Origin of the sequence: Pseudomonas sp. NGC7, assembly GCF_047159675.1 — a bacterium.
In the GTDB taxonomy this organism is placed as follows: domain Bacteria; phylum Pseudomonadota; class Gammaproteobacteria; order Pseudomonadales; family Pseudomonadaceae; genus Aquipseudomonas; species Aquipseudomonas kermanshahensis.
This window is the reverse complement of sequence record NZ_BAAFZY010000001.1, coordinates 3,624,645-3,637,002: the sequence shown is the minus strand read 5'-3', so window position 1 is coordinate 3,637,002 and position 12,358 is coordinate 3,624,645. Positions and strand designations below refer to the sequence as shown.

Genomic DNA, 12,358 nt, shown 5'->3' with positions numbered 1-12,358 from the left:
CTTATTCTTCGAAGATGGCCACGGCGCGGACGAAGCCGGCCGAGGCATGCTTGATCTTGTAAGGGAAGCAAGACACCAAAAAGCCGCTGGCCGGCAGGCTATCAAGGTTGGCCAGTTTCTCCATCTGGCCGTAGCCGATGTCGCGCCCAGCCTTGTGGCCTTCCCAGATGATCGACGCATCGCCACTCGCGGCGAAGCGTTCGCGGGTGTACTTGAAGGGTGCGTCCCAGCTCCAAGCGTCGGTACCCACGACTCGCACGCCGCGCTCCAGCAGGTAGAGGGTGGCTTCACGGCCCATGCCGACGCCTGCTTCCAGATACCCCGGCTCGCCGAACAGGCTGCCGGCACGGGTGTTCACCAGCACGATGTCCAGCGGTTGCAGCTCATGGCCGATACGCGAAAGCTCAGCGTGCACCTCGGCGCCAGTCACCACATGGCCATCGGGCAGGTGGCGAAAGTCCAGCTTCACTCCCGCTTGCAGGCACCACTCCAGCGGCAGCTCATCGATACCGAACGCCGGCTTGCCGCCGTCGGTGGTAGAGGCGTAGTGCCAAGGCGCATCCATGTGAGTGCCGCTGTGGGTGGTGATCGACAGGCGCTCTGCTGCCCACGACTCGTGCCCCGGCATCTGGTCCAGGGACAGGCCAGGGAACATCGCGGCCATTTCAGGCCAACCCTGCTGGTGGTCCATGTAGTCGATCTTGGGCAGCAGCGGCGGCGGGTCGGTGTAGGGGTTGTTGTCCAGTGTTACCGAGAGATCGACGAGGCGGCGTTTACGGGCAAGGGTCATGGCAGCAGGTCTCAAAGGGTTTGTAATGACGCGCGCGCATGGCGCGGGCGTTGGCTCAGGCTAAGGGCGTTACGCACCAGCGTTTGGGCAGAGCCATCGTGATGAAATCCCAGGGCTCGCGATTGCGGGGTACGCAAAGGCGGATAGCGGCCGAACAGGGCCTCCAGGTCCACGTTCGGCTGGTAGCTCACCAAGGCCCGACGGTCGTCGCCGAAGGCCTCGGCCAGAGCCTCGACCACTTGGTCCATGGCCAGGTGCAGCACTGGCAACTGCCACACCCGCTGAGGGCCGGGGTTTTGCAGTTCGGCGGCATGCAGCAGGTTGTCGACGCAGCAACGCGCCGACATCCACCAGGCGGTGGCCTGCGGCGACACCGGGCAGCAATAGTTTTCTCCAGCGGCAAGGGCGTGCATCAGGTCGCTCATGAAGGCCGAACGCAAGCCGTTCGGCTCGTGGGGCCTTGCGACGATGCCCGGTAGCCGCAATGCGCGGCCATCTACCTCGCCACGGCGGGCGAGGTCATTGAGCTGGGTTTCCACCATGACCTTGTGCGCGCCATAAGACAGCGCCGGACGCGGCATCCACTGCTCGTCCATGCGTGCCGGTAGTTGCGCGCCGTACACGGCCACGCTGCTTGCGTAGACCAGCACCGGTGGCCGCGCAGCGTTGCGCAACTGGTCGAGCAGCTCCAGGGTCGCCAGCAGATTCACCTGCCGGCCCAATGCATAGTGCTCCTCGGCTGCGCCGCCGGGGACGCTCACCAGATGGAACACGACATCCACGCCATCGGCCAGGGCGCGGCGTAACAGGGTCGGTTCTGCGATACTGCCGGCGAGCAAGCGCAGGCGCGGGTCGGAAGGAAAACCATCCAGTTGCTGATCCAGTAACACCAGCGCTTCCAACGGCTGGCCTCGCAGTTGGCCCTTGTCGAGCAGGCGTTGCACCAGCAAGCGGCCAAGGAAACCGGCAGCTCCGGTAATCATCACGCGCATGGCGGGGCTGCCTGGACTACCTGCTGGTCGATGGCACCGAACAACGGCGAACCATCCGTTTTGCGCGCCTCCATGCGAATGCGGTGACCGAATTGCAGGAAGCCGGTGCGCGGCGCACCGTGTTCGATCATTTCAATGGCGCGGCGCTCGGAAATACACGCCGATCCCACGCTGCGGTCGGCATTGGAAACGGTGCCAGAGCCAATCACGCTGCCGGCGCCAAGGCGACGGGTCAGCGCGGCATGGGCTATCAACTGGTGGAAGCCGAAGTGCATGGCGCCGCCATGAGGGTGGCCAAACCACTGGCCGTTCCACTCCACGTTCAGCGGCAGGTGCACGCGACCGTCGCGCCAGGCACCTCCCAACTCGTCTGGGGTAACGGCCACCGGGGCGAAGCTGGAGGAGGATTTGGCCTGGACGAAGCCGAAGCCGGTCTTCATTTCCCGTGGCGCCAACGCCCGCAGGCTGACGTCGTTGACCTGCAGTACCAGGCGAATATGCTTCAGTGCCTGTTCGGCCGTGCAGCCCATGGGCACCTCGTCCACCAGCACAGCGAACTCGCCTTCGAAGTCGATGCCGTGGGCCTCGCTGGGCAGTGCAATGTCTTGCTGCGGGCCAAGGAAGTCGTCGCCAGCGCCCTGGTACATCAGCGGCGTGGACTCTACGCCTTCGATGGGCGCAAGGTTGAACGCTCGCTGCATCAGCTCGCCGTGGCTGAGGAAGCAAGAGCCGTCCAGCCATTGCCAGGCACGCGGCAGCGGCGCCATCACGCGGTTGGGGTCGAAGTCGAAGGCGCCGGCGAGTTCACCTTTGTTAAGGGCATCGTAGCGGCCGCGCAAGTCGGCCTCCACGTTCGGCCAGTCATCCACGGCCGCTTGCAACGTGGGGGCGATATCGGCGGCGTCCACCGCACGGCTCAAGTCACAGGAAACCAGTAGCAGGCGGCCGTCGCGGCTGCCGTCGTCGAGTGTGGCAAGCTTCATTGCAGCATCTCCTTGAGTTCGGGGGCGTAGCGGCCGTCAAGCAGGATGAAGACCATCCGCGCCATGTTCTCGGTGCGGTTGCTCCAGGCATGGTTGGTGCCGCGCTGGACCACGATGTCGCCGCGTTTGAGGTGGACTTCCTCGCCGTCGAGCACCAACCACACCTCACCCTCGGTGACGAGGCCGTAGTCGAGGGTTTCGGTGCGGTGCATGAGCTTGTGCCTGGAGTCCGCCTTGCCAGTGCCTGCATGGGCTTGGCCGATCTCGGCGAAGGCCGCAGCGGCATCCTCGGCGCTAACTTGGTTCTGCACGCTGTCCGGCGGGATATCCACCACACGGATAACGCTGCCCTGGGCACCCGGGGAAAGTTGCAGGGGCTTGTCGGTTGGGTCGGCGCCATTGTCCAGCAGCGCCGGGCTGACGCTGCTGTTCCAGACCTCATAGAACAGGGTGCCGGGCACCGCCTTGAGCGGGAAGTTGTTGAGCGTGGGGCCTGCCAGGGTGACCACGGCGCGGCCCTCGTTGTCGTGGCCGGTGACCACGCGCTGGAATGGGGGAAGTGCTTGCATGAAAACTCCTTTCAATCAATTGCCGTCACGAGGGGCATGGCTACCTCTAGATGTGATCAGGCGTGGTGGTAGCGCCAGCGCCGCGCGAACGGAAACACTTCGCCAGCACCACGCAGGCGAGCGCCAGCAGCAACTGGGCGATAGCCACCACGGTCAGGGCGCCAGGCAATTGGGCGACCACGCCGCCATTGAGCCCCAGCACCACCAGGGGGCTGATGAACTCGCCGGCAAATAGGGCTGCGGTGAAGCCTCCGGTGGCGCGGCCGCGCTGGGTGAAATCGACCTGCCTCATCACCCCGGTGATGAGGGTCGGCAGCATCAATCCGATGCCCAGGCCATTGATCAGCACCGCAACCGCCACCAGCGTTGGGTTGGCGGTGATGGCCATCAGCAGCCCACCGCCCCCGGCTGTGGCGAAAGCCAGCAGCAGCAGATGTTGCCGGCGCTGGCCGTTGAGCAGGCGGAAGCTCAGTGCACCGGCCAGCACGCCGAGCTGGTTGGCGCCCATGGTCATGCCGATCTGCTGGGGCGAATCGACGTGCAGCAGGGTGAGCAGGAAGCCAGCTTGCACCGGCACGATGAATAGGCTGATGCCCGCCAGTACGGTGAGCAGGTACAACGGCAAGAGCCTGCACCACGGGAAGTCTTCAGCCTTGCCAGACAACGCCGCGGCTTCAGCGACCTTCGGCTCCCAGAGCAGCATTGCCATCAGCGGCAGGAGCAACAGGCCGGCGCCGTACAGCACGAAAGGCAGACGCCAGTCGTTTTGCCCAAGTGCGCCGCCCAAGGCGATGAACACTGCCGCCGAAAGCGAAGTGGCGACCATCTGCAGGGCGAACAGGCGCTCGCGCCGCCCGCCCTGGTAGTAGTCACCCATCAGCGTCGTGCAGCAGGTCATGATGCCAGCCTCCGCCAGGCCCAGGCCTGCACGGCTGATGACGATACCCAGCAGCGACTCAAGCCACAGCGGCAGCAGCCCGCAGAGGCTGTAAAGCATCATCGAGGCCAGCAACAGCGGCTTGCGCCCCAGACGGTCGGCGATGACACCAGCAAACGGCGCCAGCAGCGCGATCACTAACGCCGGAATGGTCAGGCTGATAGGCACCAGCACTTCGGCGCCGGGTGTATCGGCAAAATGCGCCTGCATGCGCGGCAGTACCGGTGCCAGCAGCACCGCGCCCAGCACCGGCAAACAGCTGCCAAACAGTAGCAACAAGGATTGCGGCAAACCCGCCTGGCGCTCAGTGCTCATTGCAGTGCGCCTCCATGGCCGTCCGTAGGCCGCGTGGGAGTGCGAGCCAGAGGATTTGCAAGGTCTCGATCAGTGGTGTCATACCCATGTGCTCTTGTTGTTGGGGCGAAGGTCAGCGGGTGGCGGTATCCAGCAACAACGGGCGACCCGTGGCGGCTGCCTTGCCGGGCTGCATATCGGCGACTGGCTCGGCGCCGACGACTGCATCGCTGCGGCGGGTCGCTGGCAGCAGGAAATAGGCGAGCGCTGGCAACAGTAGCAGTGCGCCGACCATGTTCCAGACGAACATGAAGGCCAATAGCACGCCCATGTCGGCCTGGAACTTGATGGGCGAGAAGATCCAGGTGCCGACGCCGATGGCCAGGGTCACGCCAGTGAGCATCACCACCTTGCCGGTGGAGACCAGCGCGCGGTAATAGGCTTCGGAAAGGCTGGCGCCCTGGCGCAGGTGGCCAAGCATGATGCTCATCACATACAGCGCGTAGTCGACGCCAATGCCCACGCCCAAGGCGATCACCGGCAAGGTGGCGACCTTGACGCCGATGCCCAGCCAGACCATCAACGCCTCGCAGAGAATGGAGGTAAGCATCAGCGGGATCACCGCACAGAGGGTGGCGCGCCAGGAGCGGAAGGTGATCAGACACAGCAAGATCACCGCGCCGTAGACCCAGAACAGCATCTCGCGATTGGCTTCCTTGACCACGATGTTGGTAGCGGCCTCGATCCCGGCGTTACCGGCAGCCAACTGGAATTTGACTTCGTCGGTGTCGTTGGCAGCGGCGAAGGCTTCGACGTGCTCCACCAGCCGGGTCAGCGTTTGCGCCTTGTGGTCGGAGAGGTAGACATAGAGCGTGAGCAAGTTGCACGACTCGTTGTACAGGCCGCGCGGCGCGCTGGCGGTGATCATGTTGAGCATCGCCTGGTTGTTCTGCAGTTCGTACCACTTTGGGCTGCCTTCGGAGAGACCTACCAGCATCCGACGGTTGAGCAGCGCCAGCGAGTTGGTCGAGTCCACGCCCGGCAGGCTGCGCAGTTGCCAGTCCAGCTCATCGACCTTGCGCAGGATGTCGTAGCGTGCACAGGCGCTGTTTGGTGTACGCACCATGATCGCGAAAAGATCGCTGCTGGCCCCGTAACTGCGGGTCATGAAGGCATCGTCCAGGTTGTAGCGCGAGTCGGCGCGCAACTCTGGGGCCCCGGCGTCAAGATCGCCGATGGCCAAGTTCAGGCTGACCAGAAAGCCGAGCACTGCCATCACCAGGCTGACAACCACGCAGACGGCGGCCCAGGGCTTGCGGGTGAACAGGTCAAGGAAGCGCCAGAATGCATGACGCACCTGGCCCCCCTCCTCGGCCCGCTCGCTTCTAAGGCTCAACGCAGCAGCGCGAGGACTGACGCCGACATAGGAGAGCAGCACCGGTAGCAGGATCAGGTTGGTGAAGATCAGCACGGCCACACCGATGCTGGCGATGATCGCCAGGTCCTGGATCACCTGGATCTGGATAAGCATCAAAACGGCAAAGCCCACGGCATCGCACAGCAGCGCAGTGAGGCCTGCGAGGAACAGTCGGCGGAAGGTGAAACGCGCAGCCACCACGCGGTGCATACCGCGACCGATGTCCTGCATGATGCCGTTCATTTTCTGCGCGCCGTGGCTCATGCCAATGGCGAACACCAGGAACGGCACCAGCACCGAATAGGGGTCCAGTTCGTAGCCCAGTAGGGGCAGCAGGCCAAGCTGCCAGACCACCGCCACCAGCGAGCAGAACACCACCAGCAAGGTACTGCGCACACAACGCGTGTAGCCGTAGAGCACCACCGTGGTGATCAGAATGGCAACAGCGAAGAACAGCAGGATCTGCTCCAGGCCTTCGATCAGGTCACCGACTTTCTTGGCGAAACCGGTGATGTGGATATCGACGCTGTCGCTCTGGTACTTCGCCCGCAGGGTCTCCAACTGATCGGACAACACCCGGTAGTCCAACGGCTTGCCATCGGGTGTGCGCGCCATCAGCGGCACGTAGATGATGCTGGAGCGCTGGTCGAAGGCTACCAATTGACCGATCTCGTTGGACAATTGCACGTTGCGCCGCAGTTCGCCCAGCGATGACGGGCTGCCATCGTATTCATCAGGAATCACCGGGCCGCCGTCCAGGCCCTCTTCGGTCACCGAAACCCAACGGGTGGCAGGCGTCCACAGCGACTTCATGTAGGCGCGGTCAACACCCGGCAACAGGTAGATCTGGTCGCTCAGCGCCTGCAGGGTACGCAGGTAATCGGCGTCGTAGATATCACCGTGGCGGTTGGTGACGGCGATACGCACCGCATTGCCGATTCCGGACAAATCCTTCTGGTTGTCCAGGTAGTTGGCGATGTAGGGGTGCCCGGTGGGGATCATCTTCTCGAAGCTGGCATTGAGCTCCAGGCGGCCCGACTGCCAGCCGAGCAGCACGGTGGTCAGCAGGCACAGCAACAGCACCCAATGGCGGTGATTGAACAGTGCGCGTTCGATCAGCGATCCAGAGCGAGGATCGAAGCTATCGGACGCGGATGACAGGGTTTGGCGAGCGGAATTCATTGACTCACTCCGAAGCGGAAACGGTGGGCTGTGGCAGGCGCGAAAGCCCGGAGAACCCCGCGGCAACGAGGCTGCCATCGGCGGCCTGGACGATGCCTGAGACCGGTTTGCGCAATGATTCGGAGACCGGGGTGAATCCCGAGGGAGCGCTTGCAAACAATCCGCCCGCTTGATTGGCCAGCAGCACGCGACCATCGTTTAAAACACTGGCATCACTGAAGGACACCGGCGCCAGGGTCGGCAACGCTTCGGCGCGCTCGGTCCCGGGCGCCAGGACAAACGCGTGGCCTTTGAGCCCGCCAATGAGCAGTGCACCGTCGCCGCGCGCTGCCAAGGTGAACAGCGTGCCGGCATAGGGGCTGCTTATCTGTTGGAAGTGTTCTCCGTCCAGCGCCCGCGCTAAGTAGCCCTGCTCGCCGGCCAGCACCAAGTCATTACCTTGGTACGCCACGGCATACAGGTGCAGGCCCATTGGGTTATCGATCTGGCCCATCGCTGAATGCCAGCTAGCGCCGCCGTCATCGCTGCGCAAAGCCAGGCCGTAGGCACCGACCACCAGCACATGCTTGGTGTCACGGGCTGATAGCGCCAGGAGTGGTTTGTCGGGCCCTTCAGCAAGCAGGCGTTCGGCGGTTTGTACGCGTACTTGCGCCACTTCGTCATCCGCCTGGTTCGACAGCGCGCTTTGCGCTGCCTGCAATTCAAGCTGCGCTGCACGCAGGCCATCGAGCTGAAGTCGCCAGCTTTCGCCACCGTCGCCCGTCCCCAGTACCACACCGCCATGGCCCACGGCCCAGCCGACATTGGCATCGGCAAACTGCACTGCGGTGAGCCCCACCGATACCGGCACGCTGGCTTGACGCCAATGCTCGCCGTTGTCATCGGATAGCAGGATCAGACCGCGTTCACCTACCGCCACCAGGCGCTGGCCCGCCAAGGCCAGGGCAGTGAAAACCCCGCGCTGAGGGTTGGCAACCTTGGCCGCCGGGCTCTGTAGTACGTCGCCGACCACCAGCCCTTGAGCCAGGCAATAAGGCGCAAAAGGCATAAGGAGGGCCAACAACAGGCCACTCAACTGACGCAGTGTGTTCATATCTACCTCGATTCTGTCGCAGGAGGGGAAGGCGCTATGCACCCTCCCCTGAACATCGTCAGCGCACGCCGCGCCCGGCCATTGCGGCAGGTGAGAATTCAGCAGGTTTGTAACGTTCGACCAAGGCGTACTGCTGAGCTTTGCCGGTGTAAACGTTCTGGATGAACCAGGCACCGGACACCAGGTCGTAGAAGCCCGAAGACAACTGGGCCACCGCCGGTAGGTCTGGCATCACCGCAGGCAGCGACCACAGGGTCTTGGCCAACTGGCCATTGGCGTCCCAGCGATCACCGAGCATGGCTTGCCATGTGTCCTCGTCGAGGTAGTACCGCCCTTTGGGCAACTGGTGACGCTTGCCGGGTGCAAGTTCTGCGTCTACCACCCACACACGATGGAGCTCCCAGCGCACTTGGTCGGGGTTCAGGTGATGTTTGTCGAACAGGTCTTCAGGCTTGCCGGCAGCCTGGACCTTGTTGGTGTTGTAGGGGATGTACATCTCTTGCTTGCCCACCAACTTCCAGTTGAAGCGGTCCAGCCGACCTTGGAACACACTCAGCTCATCGAACGACATCACGCCTGCAGTCGCCGGCGTAGGGGTGTCGCAGCAGGCGTTGGGCAGCTTGCGCACTCGTCGTTGGCCGGTCAGGTAGACGTGGGCCTCAGACTTGTCGCCATTGAGGTTGGTACGTCCCATGATTTGTTCGCCTGCCCGCAATGGCGGGCCAACGTTGAGCAGGCGGAACAGCCAATAGTCACCGTCGAAGCTGGCGGCGTTACCATCCTTGTAGTAATACGGCATCTCCTGCACCGCTTTGCCGTCAGTGGTGAGCACTTGAGCACCATCGGCGGTGATCAGGTAATGCCGGAAATCCATCGCCAGTGACGTGCCGCGCCAGTTGAGGATGTGGTTCCACATCGCCTCTGTGCCGTCTTTCGGGATCGGGAACGGAATACCGCCGTAGGCACCTTCGGGCACAAGGCCTGCACTGCTTTGCACCAGCTTGGCGTGCTTGGCATTGTTCAGGGTGTTGTCGTACACCCATTGCGGAGCTGCAGCGCTGCGCCGGGTTGGATAAACGTCGATGCGATAGGTGTCCGGGTAACGCTTGAACATGGCTTTGGTGCCATCGCTGAGTTTGGCCGCGTACTGGTCCATGTTCTTGCTAGTGATGCTGAACAGCGGTTTGTCAGCGGCAAACGGATCGCCGCGCTTGCCACCCTCTTTGAACGCGGGGTCCACCTTGGTGTAGCCGCCGTCCCAGGCCGGAATGCTGCCGTCGGCGTTACCGGCGCGCTCAGCGCCCAGCGGCGTCAGTTGCTTGCCCAGATCATCCGGGCCAGCGGCTTGCACGGGTTGCAAACTGAGCGCGGCAGCGCCGAGCAGGACCACACAAAAGTGCTTGAGTGAGAAAGGAATGTTCATGCACGCGTCCCCTCAGAATGTTGTTTTGACCGAGAAGGCCAGGTAGTCCCGGTCTTTCAGTGATTGTTTGAACGTAAACTGGCTGGCGGCGTTGAGGTTGGTGTCCTCTGGGCCGTAGTAGTGGGTGTAGGTCAGGCCGAAGGTGACTCGGTCCAGGTAGGTGGCACTCAGGCCGATGTTGAAATCGCCACCGCGGTCCGGGCCGAAGCTGCTGATCACCGCCGATTTGCCCATGGGGAAATAGCTGACGCCCACTGGCACACTGAGGTCGATGCCAGGGAAAATCTGCCGATATGTCGGGCTGTACACCAGCTTGATGCCAACGCCGTCGTCGGTAGCGCTCGGGTCAAGCGCAGCACGGTTCTTGGTGACACTGAGCAAGCGGTTCCAAGCGATTTCGCCGACCAGGCTTGCCTCATTGGCGATGAACGAGGGGCCCAGCGACGCCAGCATGTTGAGGTTCAGGTGCGCCGTGCGGCCCACGGCATAAAGCGGATGGTCGTCATTGTCGGCAATCATGCCCGGCGTAACGGTCTGGCCGTTGGAAACCAGCGGCATATTCCAGCGCATGGAGGCTTCACCGGCGAAGCTGTACTCATTCAGCGTGGTGGCAAAGCTTGCGCCCAGTGCACGGATCTCTTCGGGATAGACCCAGTAGTATTCGCCGATCTGGCCAGTGGCGAAGTTCGGTCCGGTAGCGCTTGGCTTCAAGTACAGCTTGGGGGATTTGTCGTGGTACTGGATGGCGTAAAGGCCGTACTCAACGGTGTCGGCGGTGTAGCGCAACTGCAGGCCGCCCTGCCCCGAGCTCTTGGCTTCTTTGTCGTTGCCGTGGAAAAAGGCTGCCGGGCTGCCGGGGTTGCCGCCCAGAAATGGCGGGAACGGTGCGCCGACAATCAGTCGCTCGTTACCTTCGCCAATGGTGTCGCTCACCGAAAAATAGCTGCCAGCCCCCGGCAAACGGGTTTCTTCCCATTCGAACTGGTAGTAAGCGCCGACTGACAATGCATCGGTCAGTTGATAGGTGGTCGACAGCTGGCTGACCGGCCGGGTGATTTCCTTGAACTGGGTGTTGGGTACCGACACTGCCTTGACCACGTCTACCGGTGCCATACCGCCAGCGATACCGTTGGCGCCGAAGAACAGGCTTTCACCCCAGATCAGCCCGTGGCGGCCCAGACGTACCGAGAGCGCGCGGTCGGCCAGATCACCGTTCCAGTAGACAAAGGCATCCAGTAGCTCGCCGTCGCCGCCGTGCAAGTGGCGGGTATCGTCGGTGAATTCGTCGTAGGCAACCGAACGCTGGTTGGCCCGCGTCGGGTCATTGTTGTCGTTGTCTTTCTGGTATTCGGTATCGAACCAGCCCGCGCCACTGATTCGCGCGCCGTATTCGCGGTAGCCAATGTCCAGTTCAGAGAGTACATCCAGGCGGTTGGAGATCAGGCCCTTGTCAAAGTTGCGGTCGCCATCGTCCTGGTTCAACGCCACCGAGCCGCTGCTGAGCTTGCTGCTTTGGTCCTTCAGGCGCCAGGCAGAGCTGTACTTGAGCGTGTTGTCCCACCGCAGACTGAGGTCAGGGTTGTCGGTCTGCACTTCAAACGCCTGGGCACATGGAAGACCGCAGACCAAGGCAGTGGCGAGCGTCAGAGTGAAAGGCGCACGCCGCGCTGCGGCGATGGAGCGAATAGCCATCGAACGAACCCTCTTTTATTGTTTTTGTTGGCAATTTTCTTTTCCACCACGGCCGGACGAGGCGAACGGGATCGATGCGATCGACCTGCCGAGGTGAAGTCAGCTGGCGGGATAGACCAGACGACGGGGACAGGTTGACCTCAGTGCAGGGCTCTGACTAATCGCTTGTTGGGATGTGACCTATCGGCAATCGCGATACTTGTGGCCAAGCATTGAATAGTGCGGTTGCGATGGTCCGAGGGGGGGTATGCCCGCGCAAAGGTGCGAAGGCAGCCTGGAAGGTTGATACCGGAAGGGGCGCCGGTAGCCGGTAGTGTTATCTCAGGTGCAGCTTGGTCGTCGAACGGATGAAGATCATGGTCATCACGCTCAGGGGTTCTCTGGATCGTAGTCGTTGACGTGAGAGACCTGGCTGTTCAAGCGTCCAAGCAAGTTAATCAAGGTATCGACTTCGGCTGACGAGAGGCCACTCAGCAAGCGACGCTCTCGTTCAAGCGCAACCATCAAGACCCGGTTGTACAACTGCACACCGCTCTCGGTAAGCGAAACGGTGTAGCGCCTTCCGTCAGCAGGATCTACTTCCGTACGAACTCGCCCTGCCACCTCCAGCGCCTGTAGAGAGCGGCTAACAGCACTTTTGTCGAGGCCGATCACCTGGCAGATACGATTCGCCGTTATCCCGCTTTCCACTGCCAGCATGGACAGCATCCTCCACTCCACAACGCCAATCCCGAAGTGTTTTCGATAGCACTGCGAAGCCCCTGAGGAGAGTTTGTTCGACAGAAAATTCAGCAGCGCGGGCACATAGCGGGCGAGGTCTAGCTGGGGGGCTGAGGACATCGAGAGCACACCTTAAATTGGCCTTGAAGAAAATTAGTTGACACCGCAACCAATTGGTCCGAGGATTTACTCAACCGATAGCTGGGGCCAGCCCAGCATGATATGCCGTCACAGCACCTCACAAAAATAATTATCAGGTAGTGCCA

10 protein-coding genes are annotated in these 12,358 nt (G+C 62.3%); all 10 read right to left on the bottom strand.

The window, feature by feature from the left end; genetic code table 11:
- Position 1: 1 nt before the first annotated feature.
- Entirely contained in the window at positions 2-790 is a 789-nt protein-coding gene (locus ACMCNM_RS16275) for a cyclase family protein (RefSeq protein WP_099429316.1), read from the bottom strand.
- 11 nt (positions 791-801) lie between these two features.
- Positions 802-1,782 carry an NAD-dependent epimerase/dehydratase family protein gene (locus tag ACMCNM_RS16270; protein ID WP_412764925.1) on the bottom strand — a complete coding sequence of 327 codons (981 nt, stop codon included), beginning with the start codon at positions 1,780-1,782 and terminating at the stop codon, positions 802-804.
- Positions 1,773-2,765 carry a fumarylacetoacetate hydrolase family protein gene (locus ACMCNM_RS16265; RefSeq protein ID WP_412764924.1) on the bottom strand — a complete coding sequence of 331 codons (993 nt, stop codon included), beginning with the start codon at positions 2,763-2,765 and terminating at the stop codon, positions 1,773-1,775. Before ACMCNM_RS16265 ends, ACMCNM_RS16270 begins: the two co-directional genes overlap by 10 nt.
- On the bottom strand, positions 2,762-3,334 hold the full coding sequence (locus tag ACMCNM_RS16260; RefSeq protein WP_099454184.1) for a cupin domain-containing protein: 573 nt from the start codon (positions 3,332-3,334) through the stop codon (positions 2,762-2,764). Before ACMCNM_RS16260 ends, ACMCNM_RS16265 begins: the two co-directional genes overlap by 4 nt.
- 46 nt (positions 3,335-3,380) lie before the next feature.
- Positions 3,381-4,586, bottom strand: a complete 1,206-nt coding sequence (locus tag ACMCNM_RS16255; RefSeq protein WP_412764923.1) for an MFS transporter — start codon at positions 4,584-4,586, stop codon at positions 3,381-3,383.
- A 112-nt stretch (positions 4,587-4,698) separates the two neighbouring features.
- On the bottom strand, positions 4,699-7,164 hold the full coding sequence (locus ACMCNM_RS16250; RefSeq protein ID WP_412764922.1) for an efflux RND transporter permease subunit: 2,466 nt from the start codon (positions 7,162-7,164) through the stop codon (positions 4,699-4,701).
- 4 nt (positions 7,165-7,168) lie between these two features.
- The gene (locus ACMCNM_RS16245) at positions 7,169-8,257 is read right to left on the bottom strand and encodes a WD40/YVTN/BNR-like repeat-containing protein (protein WP_412764921.1); all 1,089 of its coding nucleotides are present in this window, start codon (positions 8,255-8,257) and stop codon (positions 7,169-7,171) included.
- Positions 8,258-8,315: 58 nt separating this feature from the next.
- Positions 8,316-9,680, bottom strand: coding sequence for a DUF1329 domain-containing protein (locus ACMCNM_RS16240; RefSeq protein ID WP_412764920.1), 1,365 nt, complete (start codon positions 9,678-9,680; stop codon positions 8,316-8,318).
- Positions 9,681-9,692: 12 nt separating this feature from the next.
- Positions 9,693-11,372 (bottom strand): DUF1302 domain-containing protein, encoded by a 1,680-nt coding sequence (locus ACMCNM_RS16235; protein ID WP_412764919.1) that lies wholly within the window; start codon positions 11,370-11,372, stop codon positions 9,693-9,695.
- Between the two features lie 369 nt (positions 11,373-11,741).
- Positions 11,742-12,212: a MarR family winged helix-turn-helix transcriptional regulator gene (locus tag ACMCNM_RS16230; protein ID WP_099454190.1), complete on the bottom strand. Its 471-nt coding sequence runs from the start codon at positions 12,210-12,212 to the stop codon at positions 11,742-11,744.
- Positions 12,213-12,358: the final 146 nt, after the last annotated feature.

Excerpts from the sequence above, each read along its gene's own strand:
- ACMCNM_RS16240 (WP_412764920.1), bottom strand. The coding sequence starts at position 9,680 with ATGAACATTCCTTTCTCACTCAAGCACTTTTGTGTGGTCCTGCTCGGC.
- ACMCNM_RS16270 (WP_412764925.1), bottom strand. The coding sequence starts at position 1,782 with ATGCGCGTGATGATTACCGGAGCTGCCGGTTTCCTTGGCCGCTTGCTG.
- ACMCNM_RS16250 (WP_412764922.1), bottom strand. The coding sequence starts at position 7,164 with ATGAATTCCGCTCGCCAAACCCTGTCATCCGCGTCCGATAGCTTCGAT.
- ACMCNM_RS16235 (WP_412764919.1), bottom strand. The coding sequence starts at position 11,372 with ATGGCTATTCGCTCCATCGCCGCAGCGCGGCGTGCGCCTTTCACTCTG.
- ACMCNM_RS16255 (WP_412764923.1), bottom strand. The coding sequence starts at position 4,586 with ATGAGCACTGAGCGCCAGGCGGGTTTGCCGCAATCCTTGTTGCTACTG.
- ACMCNM_RS16265 (WP_412764924.1), bottom strand. The coding sequence starts at position 2,765 with ATGAAGCTTGCCACACTCGACGACGGCAGCCGCGACGGCCGCCTGCTA.
- ACMCNM_RS16275 (WP_099429316.1), bottom strand. The coding sequence starts at position 790 with ATGACCCTTGCCCGTAAACGCCGCCTCGTCGATCTCTCGGTAACACTG.
- ACMCNM_RS16245 (WP_412764921.1), bottom strand. The coding sequence starts at position 8,257 with ATGAACACACTGCGTCAGTTGAGTGGCCTGTTGTTGGCCCTCCTTATG.
- ACMCNM_RS16260 (WP_099454184.1), bottom strand. The coding sequence starts at position 3,334 with ATGCAAGCACTTCCCCCATTCCAGCGCGTGGTCACCGGCCACGACAAC.
- ACMCNM_RS16230 (WP_099454190.1), bottom strand. The coding sequence starts at position 12,212 with ATGTCCTCAGCCCCCCAGCTAGACCTCGCCCGCTATGTGCCCGCGCTG.